Annotated in this window: 16 protein-coding genes and 3 tRNA genes; 6 read left to right on the top strand and 13 right to left on the bottom strand. The window is 56.2% G+C overall.

The features are described 5' to 3' along the window. Positions 1–7 precede the first annotated feature (7 nt). The 3 genes from rpsF to rnr form a co-directional block, all read right to left on the bottom strand. A complete protein-coding gene (gene rpsF, locus R0J87_RS10775; protein ID WP_188639365.1) occupies positions 8–382 on the bottom strand; it encodes a 30S ribosomal protein S6 in 375 nt (124 codons plus the stop codon). A gap of 211 nt (positions 383–593) precedes the next feature. Continuing rightward, positions 594–1391, bottom strand: a complete 798-nt coding sequence (rlmB, locus tag R0J87_RS10770; protein WP_498886082.1) for a 23S rRNA (guanosine(2251)-2'-O)-methyltransferase RlmB — start codon at positions 1389–1391, stop codon at positions 594–596. Positions 1392–1393: 2 nt separating this feature from the next. After that, complete coding sequence (gene rnr / locus R0J87_RS10765) at positions 1394–3778, bottom strand: ribonuclease R (protein WP_498886080.1); 2385 nt, start codon at positions 3776–3778, stop codon at positions 1394–1396. Between the two features lie 270 nt (positions 3779–4048). Between rnr and R0J87_RS10760 the strand changes: the two genes are divergently transcribed. The 3 genes from R0J87_RS10760 to R0J87_RS10750 all read left to right on the top strand — a co-directional run bounded on the left by R0J87_RS10760 (position 4049) and on the right by R0J87_RS10750 (position 4458). Beyond that, positions 4049–4135, top strand: a tRNA-Leu gene (locus tag R0J87_RS10760). Positions 4136–4236: 101 nt separating this feature from the next. Beyond that, a tRNA-Leu gene (locus tag R0J87_RS10755) sits at positions 4237–4323 on the top strand. Between the two features lie 48 nt (positions 4324–4371). Beyond that, positions 4372–4458 (top strand) — tRNA-Leu (locus R0J87_RS10750). A gap of 302 nt (positions 4459–4760) precedes the next feature. Here R0J87_RS10750 and R0J87_RS10745 read toward each other — a convergent pair. Continuing rightward, on the bottom strand, positions 4761–5609 hold the full coding sequence (locus tag R0J87_RS10745) for a DNA/RNA non-specific endonuclease (protein ID WP_498886078.1): 849 nt from the start codon (positions 5607–5609) through the stop codon (positions 4761–4763). A 73-nt stretch (positions 5610–5682) separates the two neighbouring features. Next, positions 5683–5958 (bottom strand): Lrp/AsnC family transcriptional regulator, encoded by a 276-nt coding sequence (locus R0J87_RS10740; RefSeq protein ID WP_009097150.1) that lies wholly within the window; start codon positions 5956–5958, stop codon positions 5683–5685. A gap of 251 nt (positions 5959–6209) precedes the next feature. Between R0J87_RS10740 and R0J87_RS10735 the strand changes: the two genes are divergently transcribed. Then, a complete protein-coding gene (locus R0J87_RS10735; RefSeq protein ID WP_311064937.1) occupies positions 6210–6524 on the top strand; it encodes a high-potential iron-sulfur protein in 315 nt (104 codons plus the stop codon). Positions 6525–6596: 72 nt separating this feature from the next. Here R0J87_RS10735 and R0J87_RS10730 read toward each other — a convergent pair whose 3' ends face one another. The 5 genes from R0J87_RS10730 to R0J87_RS10710 all read right to left on the bottom strand — a co-directional run bounded on the left by R0J87_RS10730 (position 6597) and on the right by R0J87_RS10710 (position 14947). Next, positions 6597–8159 (bottom strand): SpoVR family protein, encoded by a 1563-nt coding sequence (locus R0J87_RS10730; RefSeq protein ID WP_404342693.1) that lies wholly within the window; start codon positions 8157–8159, stop codon positions 6597–6599. A 20-nt stretch (positions 8160–8179) separates the two neighbouring features. Further along, positions 8180–9469 carry a YeaH/YhbH family protein gene (locus R0J87_RS10725; RefSeq protein WP_404342695.1) on the bottom strand — a complete coding sequence of 430 codons (1290 nt, stop codon included), beginning with the start codon at positions 9467–9469 and terminating at the stop codon, positions 8180–8182. Between the two features lie 72 nt (positions 9470–9541). Next, complete coding sequence (locus tag R0J87_RS10720) at positions 9542–11464, bottom strand: PrkA family serine protein kinase (RefSeq protein WP_404342697.1); 1923 nt, start codon at positions 11462–11464, stop codon at positions 9542–9544. A gap of 277 nt (positions 11465–11741) precedes the next feature. Then, positions 11742–12785 (bottom strand): threonine aldolase family protein, encoded by a 1044-nt coding sequence (locus R0J87_RS10715; protein WP_404342699.1) that lies wholly within the window; start codon positions 12783–12785, stop codon positions 11742–11744. A 140-nt stretch (positions 12786–12925) separates the two neighbouring features. Continuing rightward, a complete protein-coding gene (locus R0J87_RS10710; RefSeq protein WP_498886074.1) occupies positions 12926–14947 on the bottom strand; it encodes an FAD-dependent oxidoreductase in 2022 nt (673 codons plus the stop codon). A 231-nt stretch (positions 14948–15178) separates the two neighbouring features. Here R0J87_RS10710 and R0J87_RS10705 point away from each other — a divergent pair, with 231 nt between their 5' ends. Next, a complete protein-coding gene (locus R0J87_RS10705; RefSeq protein WP_404463448.1) occupies positions 15179–16096 on the top strand; it encodes a DMT family transporter in 918 nt (305 codons plus the stop codon). 43 nt (positions 16097–16139) lie between these two features. Further along, complete coding sequence (locus tag R0J87_RS10700; RefSeq protein ID WP_498886072.1) at positions 16140–17708, top strand: GNAT family N-acetyltransferase; 1569 nt, start codon at positions 16140–16142, stop codon at positions 17706–17708. Positions 17709–17830: 122 nt separating this feature from the next. Here the strand turns inward: R0J87_RS10700 and R0J87_RS10695 are convergent, their stop codons facing one another. From R0J87_RS10695 to R0J87_RS10685, 3 genes are all read right to left on the bottom strand, one after another. Beyond that, on the bottom strand, positions 17831–18133 hold the full coding sequence (locus R0J87_RS10695) for an MGMT family protein (protein ID WP_498886071.1): 303 nt from the start codon (positions 18131–18133) through the stop codon (positions 17831–17833). Positions 18134–18162: 29 nt separating this feature from the next. Continuing rightward, the gene (locus R0J87_RS10690; RefSeq protein WP_498886069.1) at positions 18163–18771 is read right to left on the bottom strand and encodes an FMN-dependent NADH-azoreductase; all 609 of its coding nucleotides are present in this window, start codon (positions 18769–18771) and stop codon (positions 18163–18165) included. 186 nt (positions 18772–18957) lie between these two features. Next, the gene (locus tag R0J87_RS10685) at positions 18958–20409 is read right to left on the bottom strand and encodes an alanine/glycine:cation symporter family protein (RefSeq protein WP_404463452.1); all 1452 of its coding nucleotides are present in this window, start codon (positions 20407–20409) and stop codon (positions 18958–18960) included. Positions 20410–20543: the final 134 nt, after the last annotated feature.

Genomic DNA, 20543 nt, shown 5'->3' with positions numbered 1-20543 from the left:
GATAAAATCAGGCAGTTTCTTCAGCTTCGCGCGGCTTTTCTTCGCGACGCGGACGCTTTTCTTCTGCCGGCTTCATCATCGGAGAAGCTTCAGTGATCGCTTCTTTGCAGCGAACAACCAGGCTGCGGATGATGGCGTCGTTGAAACGGAAGATGTTCTCGATTTCTTCGAGAGTCTCGCCGGTGCACTCAACGTTCATCAGCACGTAGTGGGCTTTGTGGATCTTGTTGATCGGGTAAGCCAGGTGACGACGGCCCCAATCTTCAAGGCGATGCACAGTGCCAGCGTTCTCAGTAACGATGCTGGTGTAGCGCTCGACCATTGCCGGCACTTGCTCGCTCTGATCCGGGTGGACCATAAACACGATTTCATAATGACGCATGGAATCTCCTTGCGGTTTGACAGCTTCCGGTGTGCGTTGAGGCAAATGCCTTAACTACGACAGGGAAGCAAGGAGTTAACTGAAATGCCCTTTCTTGGCCGCGAACAGCTGAGATAGCGCATCAAGCAGAACTGTTGATCGTACAAGTTACGTACCAATACGAACGCCCGCTTATGAATAAACGGGCGCAAGCATTCTAGTGGGCTGGCGGCTAACTTGCAAGCTGTCGCTGCCGAACGGCCTCAAACAGACAAATACCAGTAGCCACCGATACGTTAAGACTCGACACCTGCCCGGCCATCGGCAGCTTAGCCAGATTATCGCAGGCTTCGCGGGTCAAACGGCGCATGCCCTTCCCTTCTGCCCCCATCACCAGCGCGGTAGGGCCAGTCATATCAATTTCAAACACGCTGGCTTCTGCCTCACCGGCGGTACCGGTAATCCAAACACCCGCATCTTTGAGTTTCGCCAAGGTGCGTGCCAGATTGGTCACCTGATACACCGGCACCACCTCGGCCGCCCCACAGGCGACTTTTCTGACCGTGGCATTCAAAGGTGCTGCTTTGTCTTTTGCCACAATCACACCATGGGCACCCGCCGCATCGGCACTTCGCAGGCAGGCACCGAAGTTGTGCACATCGGTCACACCGTCAAGCACCAGCAATAGCGGCGGTGTGGAGGCCTGCCAGGCGCGCAGTTTCAGCCACAGCGACTCTTCACCTTCCGGCGTTAGCGGCAGGCAAAACGCCACCACGCCCTGGTGGGCAGCTCCCTGAGTGAGCTGATCCAGCACATCACGAGACTGCTCTTTCACGCGTGCGCCGCTGGCTTGGGCGCTTGCCACCACCTCTTTTAAGCGGCTGCCCGCTCCTTGCTGAACCCATAGCTCACGCGGGGCTTCACCACGCTCAAGCAGGCTCTCTAAGGCGTGGATACCGTATACCTGATCCAGGCCATCCGGTGTGCGAATAGCCGTACGTGGCTGACGTCGAGACGACGACGATTTCATGCTTAACCCTTTTTCGCTGATGGTTTGCGCGGGCCGTTACGCGTGCGGCGCGGACCGCGACGCGTCGGCGCGTTATCCGTTGCTACTGCAGCCTTCGGACCACCGCTCTCACCACGGCGCTTGCGCGGCTGGCGACGAGGGCGCGGCTTATCATCGGTTAAGCCAAAGTCGATTTTACGGTCATCCATATCTACCCGTGCCACTTGAACCGTGAGGCCATCACCCAGGCGATACGTTGCACCCGTGCGCTCCCCTTTCAGGCGGTGCTTCTCGGCTTCATAGTGGTAGTAGTCCGACGGCAGCGAAGTAACGTGAACCAAGCCTTCCACATAAAAGTCGTCGAGACGCACAAACAGGCCAAACTGAGTCACTGAGGCAATAGTACCGTCGAAGGTTTCGCCCAGCTTGTCAGACATAAACTCACACTTGAGCCAGCTCTCGACATCACGCGTCGCTTCATCGGCCCGGCGCTCGGTCATTGAGCAGTGCTCACCCAGCTCCAGCATTTGCTCGAAGGTGTATGGACACCATTTGCTTGGCGGCTCAACCGGCGCACCCTCTACCCGCACAACCGTATTGGTCTGGCGAGGGCCTCGGATAACGGAACGAATCGCGCGGTGTACAAGCAAATCGGGGTAGCGACGAATGGGCGAGGTGAAGTGCGCATACGCCTGATAAGCTAGGCCAAAGTGGCCTTCGTTCTGGGGCGAGTAAACCGCCTGATTCATCGAACGCAGCATGACGGTCTGGATAATATCCGCATCGGGACGGTCGATGATGGCTTCACGTAAGGCCTGATAGTCCTGCGGCGTTGGCATATCGCCCCCGCCCACAGAAAGTCCCAGCTCGCTAAGGAACAGGCGCAGCTTGTCGAGGCGTTCCGGTGTAGGCCGCTCGTGAATGCGGTATAGCGCAGGCAAATCGTGCTTGTCCAAGAAGCGTGCTGTGGCCACGTTCGCCGCCAGCATGCACTCTTCAATCAGCTTGTGGGCATCGTTGCGCGTACGCGGTACGATTTTTTCGATTTTACGCTCATCGTTAAAGATGATCGCCGTTTCGGTGGTATCGAAATCAATCGCCCCACGCTCTTCACGGGCCGCGCGCAGCAGGCCATAAAGCTCGTGTAAATTTGTCAGCGGCTTGACCAGCTCCGCATGCTCACGACGCAGTGCTTCACCCTCTTCACTCTCGCCATCCAGCATCGCTGCTACCTTGTTATACGTTAGGCGGGCGTGAGAATTCATGACGGCTTCATAGAACGAGTAGCGGCTGATGGCACCGGTCTTTGAGATATTCATCTCGCATACCATCACCAAACGATCAACGTGCGGATTCAATGAGCACAGACCGTTGGAAAGCAGCTCAGGCAGCATCGGCACCACTTGGCCGGGGAAATAGACAGAGTTACCCCGCGTGCGCGCCTCATCATCCAGCGCAGTGCCGGGGCGTACATAGTGAGACACGTCTGCAATCGCGACTAGGAGCTTCCAACTGCCAGATTTGGTCTTCCAAGCGCACACCGCATCGTCAAAGTCTTTGGCAGACTCATCGTCAATGGTGACCAGCGGTACATCACGCAGGTCAACGCGGTGCTTTTTATCCTCTTCCAATACCTCAGCGGAAATTTCGCTGGTTTGGTCAAACACCTCCGGCGGGAATTCTGCTGGGATATCGTAGCTGCGGATGGCGATATCGATTTCCATACCGGGGTCCATACGCTCGCCCAGCACTTCAATCACCTCGCCCACCGGCTGCACACGGGTTGCTGGCTGCTGCACTACTTTGGCAGAAATCACCTGGCCATCTTTCGCGCCAGCGCTGGCGGTGTGAGGAATGATCACTTCTTGCGTAATACGCGGATTCTCAGGAATTAACACCCCAAACTCGGGCGTATTGCTGCGGTAAACGCCCACAATCGTTTGCGTGTTGCGGGCAATCACATCGGCAATAGTCGCTTCATCGCGGCCACGACGGTCACGCCCACTCACACGCACCAGCACGTGATCGCCATGGAACACACGGCGCATTTGGCGCGGTGGGAGCACTAAATCCGGCTTTTTACCGTCATCACGGAGTACAAAACCAAAACCATCCCGATGCCCCAACACTTTACCTTTGATCAGGTCGAGCTTGTCGATCAGGGCGTAAGCACCGCGGCGGTCGCGCAACACTTGACCATCACGCTCCATCGCCGCCATGCGACGACGCACGGCCTCAAGATGATCTTCATCTTCAATGCCCAGCATCCGGCTCATGTTTTCATGGGTAATCGGCTTGCCGTAGCTTTCTAGGGCAGCCAATAAATATTCGCGGCTGGGCGCAGGATTATCGTACTTTTGCGCCTCGCGCTCGGCGTGCGGATCATCACTCAACGTCCAATACTTCATGCGATCAACATCCTTGATTGCGTTTGCGGGAGGCGGACAGTTAGCGCAAGCGCTTTGCGCTGCGGGCAGGTGTCAATGTCGACGGCGCTAGCGTCGGTGTCAGCTGCTAATAAGCTGAAGCGTGTCATATTTTGTTTGGTCATGGGCGCAGTATAGCGCTGCCCGTTCAATCACCCAACCACCTAACACCGCATTAATATGAATTCCGTGTTAAAAAAAGCGCCTCAGGGCTTGTATTTAACCACGACCTCGGTATCATACGCGCCACTTGCCCAGATGGCGGAATTGGTAGACGCGCTAGCTTCAGGTGCTAGTGTCCGTATGGACGTGGAGGTTCAAGTCCTCTTCTGGGCACCAAATAACATCATGTTATCCCCTTTTCATGACGTTATAAGGTGCAGCGGCAAGCAAGCAGCGAAGGCTGTAGTGAGTAAACATTGTAACAGTCGTTTGTATTCGCCCAGGTGGCGGAATTGGTAGACGCGCTAGCTTCAGGTGCTAGTGACCGTATGGTCGTGGAGGTTCAAGTCCTCTCCTGGGCACCATACGAATACAAACAGCGTACTGTGCAAGAGAGCTTTACAAGATGATGCGCCCAGGTGGCGGAATTGGTAGACGCGCTAGCTTCAGGTGCTAGTGTCCGTATGGACGTGGAGGTTCAAGTCCTCTCCTGGGCACCATTTTTGGTCCCGTCCGCATCATTCTTTATTCTTCCGATGTACTTTATTTATATTTCGATATCTATCTATTGCCGAGACGTCTGTCTGTAAGGCAGTTTTTTTCGTTTGTCTCCTTTCCGCTTTTACTTCCCGTATTCGCACTGCGGCTTTTAAGCTAGCCTTCTACTGCTGAGTGCTACTTTACCTGCGCCTCTATCATCAGCAGGCTATTCCCGAAGACACCTACTAAAAGCAGCGGACGACATATGCTCGCTCCCCCGCTGCCAGCCCCGTGATTCCTACACTGTGATAATAGGGCCTGCCTATTGATAGCGCCCTGGACGTCGAGCAATCTCCTCAAGCGCCCAGCCTTGCGTGCGCAGCTCGCCCTCGAGTACGGATTCCATCGCGGGCGTTAAGTCGGGAAAGAAATCCAGGCCCGTTTGCGCTTCAACCTCATCGATAGTGACGAGATAGTCATCCAGCGGCTCGTTGCCTCTCACGTCTTGAGGCATGATAAACGCCAGCGCTAAAGGGGCGTCGTCATGAGGTGCCACGATAATTTTATAAAATGCTACAGGCACTTCCACAAAGCCCACGCGGTTAAACACGTTATCCATAAAGCGTTCGGGATAAATAGGCCCTGTAATGACCTGCAATCGCTCAAAGCGGGGAGCAAAGTGGTCCATCACCGACTCTTCCAACCGCTGCCACAGCTGACGATTTAAGTTAGGCCGCTGCGGGGCCATATTGCTCATCAAAAAGGTGTCGATTTGCGCACTACGCCCATGAACGGCGGCAATGGCATAGTTGGGAGCCAAGTGCCCTCGATCATAACCGCTTCTTGAGTAGCTATCGGTACCAACAGGCCAAAGTGTGCGCCAGTCAGCCTGGAAGTTAGGCCGTCCACCAATACGAGTATCGTCTGGCACGGCCTGAAGCTGATAGCTCACCCACAGCGCGCCAACGCGAACATCGGACCAACCGGCTAAAAACCCCTCATTACGCAAAACGCGATGAAACGTGGTGGGGCGAAACTCCTCCCAGGTGGGTACGCCTTGCCAGGTATAGGCATCTTGATGCTGGCGACCTTGGAACTCCCACAACCCGGTGCCCACAATAACAAACAGCACAGCGATGCCCAGGCGTCGCCCCTGATGACGCCAGCGCACAAACGATTTCCCCAACGAAGTCACTCCCCTACAAACGTTATTCAATCACTCGCTTTTTAAGAGACGGCGAGCATTACCAACCCACTGAAAACATAGTTTCCAGGTCGTGGCGGGAGTGGACCTGCATGGCGTTCAACGTTTCAGTGTCACTGATACCTTCCACCGCGTTGAGGCGCTCGGTCACCAGCTCAGCGAGGCTCTCGAAGTCACGCGTGCGGGCAATCGCGACTAAATCGTAACGGCCGCAGGTGGAGTACACTTCGCTAATGCCTTCGACATCCGCTAAGCGTTCAGCGACGGCTTTCACTTGGCCTTTTTCAGTATTAATCAAGATCACTGCGTTTTGCATGGCACCCTCTTTGAGAACGTTCTAGTGGAAATCACTACGCAGCGAGTATAGCAGCCTGCTTGGTGCGGCCAAGCGCTGCTGGTCAGCGTGGCTAATTGTCGCGCTATTTATAAGGTTATTCGCACTAATTTTGAGCATGCGCTAGCATGTACCAGAGACCTCCGATTTATAAGACTTGTCGGAGTATTAAGAGGTGGACCACCACCCGACAACCGTAGCAAAACGTCAGACCGTGACGATAAGGAGACACCATGGCTAATCAGAGCCGTCGTAAGTTCATGCGTAACAGCGTGCTAGGCCTCGCCGCCCTGCCGTTTGGTGCTGGTATCCTGTCGAAGACTGCTTTTGCCCAGGAACTGCCGCGTCTGGATCCCTCTTCGCCCACCGCCCAGGCGCTCAACTATGTTGAAGTGGCCAGCGAAGCCAGCGACCACCCCGCCTATGAAGAGGGCGAACTCTGCTCTAACTGCATGTTCTTCAATGCAGACACAGAAGGCTGCCAGCTCTTCCCGGAAAACAGTGTTGCCCCCGAAGGCTGGTGCCAGTCGTGGACAGCCAAAGCGTAACCAAGCGCTTGGTCAATCCCATGAAACAGAAACCCCGCGCACTGCGCGGGGTTTCTGTTTTAGCATGATGCGCTAACTGGCCTCTTTGTTCTCATCCTCCACCGGCCAGTGGTAGCGGCGAGTGACCTTACCCTCCTCCATAGACACCAAATGCACGGGAAAACCCCATAGCTGCTGAAGATGGCGAATCACGGGGTAGACACTTCTGCCCAACGGCCGACGATGGTCCTGAATATGATGCAGCGTTAATGAACGGTCGCCACGAATAGCGGCTTCTACCACCTGAATATTGGGTTCGCGCACTGATAACGCATACTGGCTTGAAAGCGCCTCACGCACCCGCTTGTACCCGCGCTCATCATGAATAGCGGCCACTTCCAACATCTCTGCCTGATCATCATCAAGAATTAAAAATAGCTTTAAGTCCCGGATCACCTTGGGTGATAAAAACTGCTGGATGAAGGACTCATCCTTAAAGTTACGCATCGCAAACTCAAGCGTTTCGCGCCAAGGGCTGCCTGCAATATCCGGAAACCATTCACGGTCCTCCTGCGTGGGTGCTTCGCAGATTCGTTGAATATCCCTAAAGATGGCAAATCCCAACGCGTAGGGGTTAAGGCCACTGTAATAAGGGCTATCGAACCCCGGCTGATTAATCACCGCCGCGTGCGACTGAAGAAACTCCAGCATCAGGCCTTCATCGACTTTGCCGTCATCGTAAAGCCGGTTCATCAGCGTGTAGTGCCAAAAGCACGCCCACCCTTCGTTCATGACCTGGGTTTGCCGCTGAGGGTAGAAATACTGCGCCAGCTTACGCACGATACGCACAATCTCCCGCTGCCAAGGGGCCAGTAGCGGTGCATTTTTTTCGATGAAATAGAGTAGATTTTCCTGCGGTTCGGAGGGGTAGCATCCGCCATTGTGGAGGCCAAGCGGGTCATCCTCGCTGCGCAGGCTGCCCGGCAAAGGGGCAAGGCCCGCAGGTGCCTCAGGAATGGTTCGCCACAGCATGTTCACCTGTGTTTGCAGGTAGGCTTCCCGCTCATCCTGGCGCTTAACTTCCTCTTCCGCTGAGATAGGCGAGGGCCGCTTGTAGCGGTCAACGCCGTAGTTCTGCAGCGCGTGGCACGCATCTAGCAGTTGCTCAACGGCGTGCACGCCGTGGCGCTCTTCGCACTGGGCAATATATTTACGGGCAAACACCAGATAATCGACAATCGATTCGGCGTCGGTCCAGGCACGAAATAAGTAATTGCCTTTGAAAAAGGAGTTATGGCCATAGCAGGCGTGGGCAATCACCAACACCTGCATCATTAAGGTGTTCTCTTCCATCAGGTAGGCGATGCAGGGGTTGGAGTTGATCACCAACTCGTAAGCGAGCCCCATTTGCCCACGCTTATACGCCTGCTCCACCGCTAAAAACTGCTTGCCAAACGACCAGTGATGATAGCCCACCGGCATGCCAACGCTCGCGTAGGCATCCATCATCTGCTCGGTGGTGATAACCTCGATTTGATTGGGGTAGGTATCCAGCCGATACTCATCGGCGAGCCTAGCGAGCTCTTCATCGAAGCGCTCCAGCACGCTGAAATTCCAGTCCGACCCAGTGGCGATGGGCTTGCGGGTTACACTCATGGCGCACTCCTCAACTCGCACTACCGCTCTTGGCTCAAGCGGCGCTTAAATAGCTCACGAAAAACAGGATAGATATCTCCAGCATCGACAATCTGACGCATGGCAAACCGCTCTGGAAACTGCGCAGCCACGGTTTCATACTCATGCCATAGCGACTGATGGTCGTGGGGCGTGATTTCCACGTAGGCGTAATATTGCAATTGAGGCATCAATTGCTTCACCAGCAGATCGCGGCAGATATTGGAGTCGTCATCCCAATTATCGCCATCGGATGCCTGAGCCACGTAAAGATTCCACTGCCCGGCGGGGTAGCGTTTTTCAATGATCTTATTGACCAAATTCAGCGCGCTGGAAACGATCGTGCCCCCGGTTTCTCGGGAGTAGAAAAACTCCTCCTCGTTCACCTCTCTGGCGGCGGTATGGTGACGCACAAACACCAGCTCCACTTTCTCGTAATGCTTTTCTAAAAAGAGGTAAAGCAGCAAGAAGAAGCGCTTGGCGATATCTTTATGGTTCTGTGTCATAGAGCCTGACACATCCATGACACAGAACATCACTGCCTGGCTAGACGGCTGCGGTTGAGCGGCCAACTGGTGGTAGCGCAGGTCGTAGGTATCGATAAACGGAACCGCCTCGATGCGCTTCTCCAGCCGCTCAATCTCCGCTTTTAGCTCCACGATGCGCGCCGGGTTGCGCAGCACCGAGTCTTTGCGCTCTTCTGCCGCTAACGCTTCCTGGGCCTCCTTCAGGGCCCGCTTAATCGGCGCACGCATGGCGATACGCCGTGCGTAGGCTTCGCGCATTGAGCGGGTAATACTGATGCGCGATGGGACGCCATCTCGCGCAAGCCCAGCCCGCACCATTTTTACTTCTTCTAGTGACTTGAGTGGCTTGCGCTGCAAATGGGGCAACTCCAAACCGTCAAACACAAACTCCAAAAACTCTTCGCGGCTGAGGGTAAACGCGAACTCATCGCTGCCTTCGCCCTGATTCGACGCGCCGCCCTCCCCGGCACCACCGCCACCGCCTTGACCGCCGGGGCGGCGAATTTTATCGCCCTGGAGAAACTCCTTATTCCCCGGCGAGACAATATTGCGCGCCCCGCCCGGGCCGTGTTGAAACACCGGCTCAGAGATATCTTTGGCGGGGATCGATATCTTCTCGCCGCGCTCCATATCGGTGATAGAGCGGCGGTTCACCGCCTCCTCCACCGAGCGCTTGATATGCTTGCGATAACGCTCTAGAAAGCGCTGCCGATTGACCGCGCTTTTATGCTTAGCGTTAGGTCTGCGATCAATAAAGTAGGTCATTCGACCTCCTTAACACCTCGATCTTAAGCGCCTGGCCGCAGCGCTATAATGTGCGGGCCTAACGGCGGCCCGCTACTGTGACTTACGCACGCGCAGGTACCATTCAGACAGCAGCCGCACCTGTTTCTCGGTATAGCCTCGGTCCACCATGCGTGCCACGAAGTCCTCGTGCTTTTTCTGATCCGACTTCGACGCTTTGGCGTTAAAGGAGATCACCGGCAACAGCTCTTCGGTATTGGCAAACATCTTGTGCTCAATAACGCCTTTCAACTTCTCGTAAGACTGCCAGCTGGGGTTCATACCGTTGTTTTGTGCCCGCGCCCGCAGCACAAAGTTCACCACCTCATGGCGGAAGTCTTTCGGGTTGGAGATCCCCGCCGGTTTCTCGATCTTCTCAAGCTCCTCATTCAGCGACTGGCGGTTAAGCAGCTCGCCGGTTTCAGGGTCGCGGTACTCTTGATCCTGAATCCAGAAGTCGGCGTAGGTCACATAGCGGTCGAAAATATTCTGACCGTACTCGCTGTAGGACTCCAGGTAAGCGGTCTGAATCTCCTTGCCGATAAAGTCCACATAGCGCGGAGCCATAAACTCTTTGATAAAGCCTAAATAGCGCTCGAACACTTCCGAGGGCAGCTGCTCGCGCTCTAGCGCCTGCTCTAGCACGTACAGCAGGTGCACCGGATTCGCCGCGACTTCCGTACCGTCGAAGTTGAACACTTTGGAGAGAATTTTGAACGCGAAGCGGGTGGAAAGCCCTTGCATGCCTTCATCTACCCCTGCCGCATCGCGATACTCTTGAATCGATTTGGCGCGTGGATCGGTGTCTTTTAAATTCTCGCCGTCATACACCCGCATCTTGGAGTAGATGCTGGAGTTTTCCGGCACTTTAAGCCGCGACAGCACCGAGAACTGCGCCAGCATGCGCAGCGTATCCGGCGCGCAGGGCGCTGCATTTAGCGAGGAGTCTTCCAACAACTTTTGATAGATTTTGATCTCTTCCGACACCCGCAGGCAGTAAGGCACCTTGACGATATAGACGCGGTCTAGAAACGCCTCGTTGTTACGGTTATTGCGAAACGCCTGCCATTCGGATTCGTTGGAGTGAGCCAGAATGACGCCGTCAAAGGGAATCGCGCCCATGCCTTCCGTGGGGTTGTAGTTACCCTCTTGGGTGGCCGTTAGCAGCGGATGGAGCACCTTGATGGGTGCTTTAAACATCTCCACAAACTCCATCAGCCCCTGGTTGGCACGGCAGAGCCCGCCTGAGAAGCTATAGGCATCCGGGTCGTCCTGGGAGTAAAGCTCCAACTGACGAATATCCACCTTACCCACTAATGAGGAGATATCCTGGTTGTTCTCATCCCCCGGCTCGGTTTTGGAGATAGCAATTTGATTCAACCGCGATGGGTAGAGGCGCACCACGCGAAACTGGGAAATATCGCCGCCGTACTCTTTTAAGCGCTTAGCCGCCCAGGGTGACATCACGCTGCGCAGGTAGCGGCCAGGAATGCCGTACTCTTGCTCCAGCAGCTCGCCGTCCTCTTCCGGCGAGAAAAGCCCCAACGGAGACTCATACACTGGCGAGCCTTTAATGGCGTAGAACGGGATGCGTTCCATTAACAGCTTCAAACGCTCGGCTAGCGATGACTTACCGCCACCGACCGGCCCAAGCAGGTAAAGGATCTGCTTGCGCTCTTCAAGCCCCTGGGCGGCATGACGGAAGTACGCCACAATTTGCTCAATGGCCTCTTCCATCCCATGAAACTCGGCGAAAGCGGGATAGCGGCGAATCACCTTATTCGAAAAAATGCGTGATAGACGCGGGTCTTTCGCCGTGTCGATCACTTCAGGCTCGCCAATCGCTTCCAGCATGCGCTCGGCGGCGCTGGCATACACCTTAGGGTCGCGGCGACAAAGCGCCAAGTACTCCTCAAGGCTCATGTCCTCTTGCTGAACGCGGGCAAAACGGTCTTGAACGTGATCAAAGATGCTCATGGAACTCTCCTGTGGCCCATCCCCCAGCAGCGACCGCCCAGTGAAATCATCAATGCGGCGTGCCATTTGAGGTGTCGCTCTATCAGCGTAGTCAGCATTAGCAAAAAGTGATGACTAAACCTTCAACGCAGCGTAGCTAACCGCTGAGATACTCCTATGAGCACAGGAGGAGAGGTTTAGTTGCGTTGAATTTATGGCGTTCCTACAACGCAAAACGCCACCTTAGCGGTGGCGTTTCACAATCATAAAAGCAGCATCTGCGCAGGCAGCGGTGCGGCTACTCAAGCACCGTTTTCACATCTGCCAAAAGCTGATCCAGCAATTCAACGGTTGTGTTCCAAGCGCAGACAAAACGCGCCCCTCCAGCACCGATAAAGGTATAGAAGGTCCATCCTTTGGCTTTCAACGCTTCGATCGCATGCGGGGGTAATTCAACGAACACGCTGTTGGCTTGAGTGGGGAACATCAGCGAAACGCCGGGCAGCGCTTGTAGCCCTTCTGATAAGTAGCGCGCCATGGCGTTGGCATGTTCGGCATTCGTTAACCAAGCACCGCTTTCCAAGAGGCCCAGCCACGGCGCTGACACATAGCGCATTTTCGACGCCAGCTGCCCTGCCTGCTTGCAGCGGTAGGAGAAGTCTTCCGCCAGCTCACGGTTGAAAAACAGTATCGCTTCGCCAAATGCTAGGCCGTTTTTAGTGCCTGAGAAACACAGTGCATCGACGCCCACTTGCCAGGTCAACTCAGCAGGCGAGGCTTTGAGACTAGCGCAGGCATTAGCAAACCGCGCACCGTCCATATGCAGGCGCAGGTCGTGTTTATCCGCCATAGCGCGAATGGCCAGCAGCTCTTCGCGGGAGTAAACGGTGCCCACTTCGGTGGCTTGAGTAAGCGATACCACCTTCGGTTTCGGGTAGTGGATATCGCTGCGCTTGGTCACCAGCGCTTCAATTCCTTGCGGCGTGAGTTTGCCGTTCGCCCCTGGTGAAGTCAGCAGCTTGGCGCCGTTGGAGAAAAACTCCGGCCCGCCGCACTCATCGGTTTCAATATGCGCCAGCTCATGGCAAATCACGCTATGGTAGCTGCGCCCCATCGCGGAGAGCGCCAGTGAGTTGGCTGCAGTGCCGTTGAACACGAAAAACACGTCGCAATCGTAGTCGAACATTTCCCGAAAACGGTCAGCGGCGCGGGCGGTCCAGCGGTCATTGCCGTAGGCTAAGTCATCGGCCTGATTGGCTTCGAGTAAGTACTGCATCGCCTCCGGGCAGATACCGGAGGTGTTATCACTGGCTAAAAATCGTGGGGTACACTCCGAGGGCATGACGATAATCCTTTTGTCTGGCGGTCGTGCGGCGCAGGCTGGGTGCCACCCGCGCCTTAAATCCCTAACGTGGCTTAGTGGTTAGGGTGATCCATCAGTCTATCGCCATTTTAGCGCTAACGTCACGCCCCCTATGCGCGTTACAGCGAGGCCGCTAATCGAGTGCCCTGATCAATAGCGCGCTTTGCATCCAGCTCGGCCGCTTCATCTGCGCCACCAATCACATGAACACTCCCGCGAGCTTGGCTCAGCGGAGCAATCAAGTCGCGCACCGACTCTTGGCCTGCACACACCACGATGGTGTCCACCTCAATCACCTGCTCTTGCCCTTCGCGGCGAATGTGTAAGCCTGCATCGTCGATGCGCACATACTCGCAGCCGGTCAGCGTTTCTACGCCGCGCTGCTTTAACGAAGCGCGATGCACCCAACCCGTGGTTTTGCCCAGGTTTTTGCCCGGCTTAGAGCTTTTTCGCTGCAGCATCACAATGTTGCGCGGTGAACGAGGTGGCTGCGGTGCTTTCAAACCGCCCCGCTCGCCCACGGCTAAATCCACGCCCCACTCATCGCACCATGCGGCCACTTCCATGGCGGGGTGCCCCTCGTGAGAAAGCAGCTCCGAAACATCAAAACCAATGCCGCCCGCTCCAATCACCGCCACGCGCTTGCCTACTCGTTCAGGCTGTTCAATGGCGTCTGCATAGCTCAGCACGCTGGGGTGGTCGGCCCCGGGTAGCGCCAGTTCACGGGGCACCACCCCTGTGGCAATCACGATTTCGTCAAAGTCTGCTAGGGCGTCTACAGTGGCTTCGGTGTTTAAGCGCACGTCCACCGCGTGCTTTTCGAGCATGACGCGGAAGTAGCGCAGAGTTTCGTTAAACTCTTCCTTACCGGGGATTTTGCGAGCGTAGTTAAACTGCCCACCCAGCTCGCTGCGCCGCTCAAAGAGCACCACAGCGTGCCCACGGCTGGCCGCCGCTACCGCCGTGGCAAGCCCCGCCGGGCCGCCGCCTACCACCGCTACCCGCTTAGGCGTTTGCGCAGGCACCAGGGTGATCTCGGTTTCGTGGCAGGCACGGGGGTTGACCAAGCAAGAGGTCAGTTTGCCCATGAAGGTGTGATCCAAGCAGGCTTGGTTACAGGCGATGCAGGTATTAATTTCATCCGACAAACCCGCCTCAGCTTTACGCACCCATTCCGGGTCAGCCAAAAACGGCCTCGCCATCGACACCATATCCGCATGGCCGTCTGCCAGTACGCGCTCGGCCACCTCCGGCATATTGATGCGGTTGGTGGTAATCAGCGGAATCGATAGCGCCGCGCGAATGCGGCGGGTGACTTCGGTAAACGCCGCCCGTGGCACGCTGGTAACAATAGTGGGCACCCGTGCCTCGTGCCAGCCAATGCCGGTATTGATGACGTTCGCGCCAGCGGCTTCAATGGCCTGGCCCAGCTGTACGACTTCTCCCCAGGAGCTGCCCTCTTCCACCAGATCAATCATCGACAGGCGGAAGATCAGCAGGAAGCGCTCGCCAACCGCTTGGCGAATACGCTTGACGATCTCAACGGGGAAGCGCATACGCCGCTCAAAATCGCCGCCCCAGTCGTCGTCACGCTGATTGGTACGGCGGCAGATAAACTGGTTGATCAAGTAGCCTTCCGAGCCCATTACCTCAACGCCGTCGTAGCCCGCCTGCTGGGCGAGCGTGGCACAGCGCACGTAGTCGGCAATTTGCTGCTCTACCTCTTCACTGGAAAGCGCCCGAGGCGTGAACGGGTTGATGGGGGCTTGCAGCGCTGAAGGGGCCACCAGCTCCGGTGAGTAAGCGTAGCGCCCGGCGTGCAAAATCTGCATGCATAGGTGCCCACCGGCGGCATGTACCGCGTCGACAACATGGCGGTGCTCCGCCACTTGTGAGGCCTCTGTTAGCGCGTTAGCACCTTGAAATACCGCTCCTTCGGCATTCGGCGCAATGCCACCCGTCACAATCAGGCTTACCCCTGCACGCGCGCGCTCTGCATAGAACGCTGCCAAGCGCTCAAAGCCATTCGGCGCTTCTTCTAAATTGGTGTGCATGGACCCCATCAATACGCGGTTAGGCAGCGTTAAATGCCCCACGGTTATTGGACGAAATAGGTGCGGATAAGCTGGCGCTTGGTGCATCACGGCGCTCCTTCACTGTTATTAGTACGGCGGGCGGTCAATGGCTTGCCCCTCACATTCAAACAAGCGTATGACATAGCACTGGCTACGTACAGACTTTTACCACGCAACGGTATCGCCTTTTTATCCAGACGATGGTCGCTATATCGACTACTTTCCCCCTTGCCCCTGGCGGCAAAGCGCGTCACATTAACCGGCTAACGATAAGGGATTGAATCTAGGGAATGTGCTATGCCATTGATTTACTTTTTACCGCCGCTAGCCACCGTACTGATATGGTCCGGCAATATGACCATCAACCAGCTTTCGGTAGATGCCATCGCTCCTAGCAGTATCGCGTTTTTACGCTGGCTGCTCGCCCTCGTCGTAATGACGCCTTTTGTTCTGCCGGCCGTACTGCGTCACAAAGATGAGATCGTGCGTAACTGGCCAAAGCTCGCTCTGCTCGGGCTGTTAGGGATGGGCCTATGGCAGGGGCTGGCGTATGTCGCCGCTGAAACCACCACCGCCACCAACATGGGCATTTTAGCGGCCATGGTGCCGCTGCTAACGGTGCTGTTAAGCGCGCTAATCTTAAAAGAGCCACCAACACTAGGGGGCGTCATGGGCGGCGTGCTGGCGTTTATCGGTGTGACGGTACTATTGGGCCGCGGCAACCCGCTTTCACTGCTGCAATTACAGGTAGCCCAGGGCGATGCGCTGATGGTCGTTGCTGCTACCTGCTACGCGCTTTATGGCGTGATGCTCAAGCGCTGGTCGATGAACCTGCCGCCATGGGTGATGCTCTATGCCCAGGTCTGCTTTGCCGTACTGTTCCTGCTGCCGCCCTACTTGATGGGCCCCATGACGCCGGTGGATGGGCAAAACGTCTGGCTAATCTTGTACGCAGGCATTCCTGCCTCGGTAATCACCACATTTTTATGGATGCGGGCGGTTCGCCAAATTGGCGCTAACCAGGCGAGTATTTTTATTAACCTGATGCCGCTATTTAGCGCGCTGATTGCCATGGCGCTGCTGGGCGAACAGGTATCGGGGTTCCACTTTATGGGTGGGCTGTTAATCCTTGCCGGGGTGATCATGGCGCAAACGCTGACACGCCCGTTGGTACGCGCGGCAGCCGCCCGTAAAACGCAAAGCGTACAGCAGTGATACAATAGGCCAACTTCATTCAATGAATGGGAACCCCTGACCTATGTCCCTAGAAGAACTGCACCTTAATCTGCGTAACCTTACCAGCGACGACTACGGCCAGCTGAAATCGCTGATGGACGCGGTGTATCACGATATTGGTGGCGCTTGGCCTAAGCACACCATCGATAAGCTGATCCAGGAGTTTCCTGAAGGCCAAATCGCCATTGAAGACGATGGCGTACTGGTCGGTGTTGCCCTCACTGTACAGGTGGATTACGACGAGTTCTCCAACCCGCACAAGTACGACGACCTGATTGGCCATCGTGAAATCATCCTGAACGATCAGGATGGCGACGCCATGTACGGGCTGGATGTGTTGATCCACCCAGACTACCGTGGCTACCGCCTGGGTCGCCGCCTTTACGAAGCCCGTAAAGAGCTGTGCCGCTCGCTTAACTTCCGTGCCATTCTGGCGGGTGGGCGAATCCCTGAGTACCATCAGCACGCCCATGAATTAAACCCGGCGCAATATATCGACAAAGTGTCTCGTAAAGAGATTTACGATCCGATTCTGTCGTTCCAGCTCGCCAACGACTTTCAGGTCAAGCGTCTGCTGCGCAAGTACCTGCCGGAAGATGAGCAGTCCCGTGGCTACGCCACGCTGCTGGAGTGGAACAACATCCTGTTCGAACCCGCTGAAAGCGTACTGGATACTCGCCCGACGCAGGTGCGTGTCGGTGCCGTTCAGTGGCAGATGCGTGAATTTGCCTCTGTCGAAGCGGCGTTGCAGCAAATCGAATACTTCGTCGACGCGCTGTCGGATTACCAAAGCGACTTCGCCGTTTTCCCGGAGCTGTTCACCACCCCGCTGATGGGCCTGCAAGACCGCGCCGCGCAGAAAGACCAAACGGCCGCCATTCGCTTTTTGGCGGGCTTTACCGACCGCTTCAAGAGCGAGCTGTCGCGGATGGCGGTCTCTTACAACATCAACATCATCGGCGGCTCGATGATTGAGGTGGGTGACGATGATCGCCTCTACAACGTGGCGTATCTGTTCCACCGGGATGGCGAAGTAGAAAAGCAGCTGAAGCTACACATCACCCCCCAAGAGCGCCGCGACTGGGTGATTGAAGGCGGCGATAACCTGCAGGTCTTCGATACCGACGCAGGCCGCGTGGGCATTTTGATCTGTTACGACGTGGAATTCCCGGAGCTGGGCCGCCTGCTGGCCGACCAGGATATGGATATTCTCTTCGTACCGTTCTGGGTCGACACCAAAAACGGCTACCTGCGAGTGCGCCACTGTGCCCAGGCACGCGCCATCGAGAACGAGTGCTACGTGGTCATTTGTGGCAGCGTCGGCAACCTCCCCTCCATCGAGAATCTGGATATCCAGTACGCTCAATCAGCAGTGTTCACGCCGTCAGACTTCGCGTTCCCCCACGATGCGGTGCTGGCTGAAACCACGCCCAATACGGAGATGATCTTCTTCTCCGACTTGGACCTGACCCGCCTAACCGTAGTGCGTGCCGAAGGCTCGGTCACCAACCTAAAAGACCGCCGTAAAGATCTGTTCGATCTGCGCTGGCGCGACTGGTCGTGGAAGTCTGGCAGCAAGCAGGAAGACTAAAAGCCAGTCGACCAACATCACCGCGCATAAAAAACGCCGCCCACCGGGCGGCGTTTTGCCATTCACAGCTTTCTATTCACACCTCTACATTCACCACTTACAAATCACCACTCACCACAAAGCTACTCATCCGGCCAAACAAGGTGGCGCGGTACTCTGCCTTTGGCATCAAACGCTACGCCCTCGGCGCGCAGCTTTTCATGCTGGCGTACCGCCCCGCCGTGGTCAGCCAGCTTTAACGTCGACGCAATGACACGATGCCAAGGCAACTGGTGGCCATCGGGCAAACGACGCATAGCGGACCCCACCATGCGCGCCGTAGCTCCTTCGGTCATCTTGGCAATGCGCCCATAGGTGGTGACTCGCCCCGCCGGAATCTGATCCACAATAGTGTAAATCTGTTCGAGCAGTTCCGGGCGTGGCATGGCAACCTCATTTGGCTTATGGCGTTGGTTTAGAGCGCTTCGACCAGTTGATCAATGGCTTGGAAAGCTTCTTTCATCGCGGCATCGCGGTGGGCATCGCCCATGTTCAGGCCTTCGGCAAACACCACTTCAACATCGCTGATACCCATCAGGCCCAGCATGGTTTTCAGGTGCGGCGTTTGGCTATCGAACTCAGTGCCCGCGTATTGACCGCCGCGAGCAGCCAGAATAATCGCTCGCTTGCCTTCGATCAGCCCCTGCGGGCCGTTTTCAGTGTAGCGGAAGGTTTCACCGGCGCGCAGCACGCGGTCGAACCACGCTTTCAACTGGGAGGGAATGCCCAGGTTGTACATCGGCACCGCCAGTACCAGCACGTCGTTAGCGCGCAGCTCCGCCAGCAGCTCATCAGAGTGAGCGGCCAGTGCCTGCTGCTCTGCCGTGCGCTCTTCAGCAGGGGTCTGCCAAGCGCCTAGCTCTTCAATATCGAGGTGCGGCAGCGTGTTAGCGACCACGTCGCGGTGGGTAACGGCGACGCCATCGTGTGCAGCGGCTTGCTGTTGAAAATGGCTCGCCAGCGCATTGGACTGGCCGTTGTCGCCGAGAATAGAAGAGGTCACTAAGAGGGCACGAGTGGTCATGAAAAATCCTTAAAAATCAGAGAGAAGGTTAGGCGCTATTCTACGGCGCTTTTGGCGAAGCAAAAGCGCAACGTTTTCCGAGTTTCATTCGACAAAATCGAATTATCCGCCCCACGAAAAAGCCCCGCGCCACGCTGCACTTTGGCAACGTCGAGCGGGGCGTTTAGCACTTTTAACCCGCGTCTTTTACTTCTGCTTGGGCCACGCCTTGGGGTCGACCTTTTTGGCCAGTTTCGGGAACTGGCTGGGATCGAAGACTGGCTCTTTACCCGCTTTGAGCTGGGTGTCGTAATCTTTGAATAGCGCAAAGGCAATCGGCGATAGCAGCAGAATCGCCACCAGGTTAATGATCGCCATCATGCCCATAGAGAGGTCCGCAAAATTCCAGATCGCCCCCAGGCTGGCCACGGAACCCACCATGATCATGCCCAGCACGGCAAAGCGGTAAATCATTACCGCCAGCGGCGCACGGCGGCCTGCCAAGTACTCAATGTTGGATTCGCCGTAGGAGTAGTTAGCAATCACCGAGGTGAACGCAAACAGCAGGATGGCAATGGCGATAAACATGCCGCCCCAATCGCCCACATGGCTTGAGAGCGCCATTTGCGTTAGCTGAATGCCATTATTCTCTTCACCCGCCAGCAGTTCAGGGCCCGCCATGATGATGATGGCCGCCGTCGCGGTACAAATCACCAGGGTATCTAGAAAAACGCCCAGCATTTGAATGAAGCCCTGGGCCGCCGGGTGATCCGGGCGGGTGCTAGCGGTCGCTGCTGCGTTAGGCGCAGAGCCCATGCCTGCTTCGTTAGAGAACAAGCCGCGCTGAATACCGTTCATGATTGCTTGGGAAATGGCATAGCCCATCGCACCGCCGGCCGCCTGCTCGATACCAAAAGCGCTCTGCACGATCGTCATGATGGCAGCGGGCAGATCGCTGATATTGAGCGCCACAACGACCAGCGCCAAGATCAGGTACAGCAGCGCCATCAGCGGCACCACCAGCTCAGCGACTTTCGCAATCGACTTCAAGCCGCCGAAAATAATCGGCGCGACGATGGCCATCAAGGCTAACCCCATGGCCCAGGTGGGAATGGCAAATGCCTGCTCCATGGCCTGGGCGATGGAGTTGGCCTGTACGCTGTTGAACGCCAGCCCAAACGCAATAATCAGGCAGATCGAAAACAGCACCGCTAGCCAGCGCAGTCCCAAGCCGCGTTCGATGTAGCGCGCCGGGCCACCGCGAAAGGTGTTGTCGCCATGGTCGGTTTTGTACGCCTGGGCCAGCGTGGATTCTACAAAGCTGGTCGCCATACCCACCATGGCGGTCATCCACATCCAGAAAATCGCGCCCGGGCCACCGAAGTAGATGGCGACGGCCACCCCGGCCAAGTTGCCCGTGCCGACGCGGGCGGCAAGGCTGGTCGAAAGCGCCTGAAACGACGAGATACCGCCGTTGGATTCCCGAGAGCTGCGCAGCAGCTTGAACATATGACCGAAATAACGAATTTGAATAGCACGGGTCATGACCGTGAAATAGAGGCCAGCACCGATGAGCAGGTAAATCAGCACGCTGCCCCATAACAACCCATTGCCGCGATCCACCATCGCGGTCAACAGGGGAGGAAGAGTAAAATCCATACCAAACACGCCTTTTTTAAAACAAAGAAGGCGCATCATTCTTCACGGTTGCACCAAAATGGCAAGAAAAAGGGCAAATTTCCTGCTTTACAGTTATAAACACTGCACTGATACCCAAAGCTAATCGAATGACG

The organism is Halomonas sp. SIMBA_159, assembly GCF_046536035.1.
GTDB lineage: Bacteria > Pseudomonadota > Gammaproteobacteria > Pseudomonadales > Halomonadaceae > Vreelandella > Vreelandella venusta_A.
This window is presented reverse-complemented; position numbering and strand designations above follow the sequence as displayed.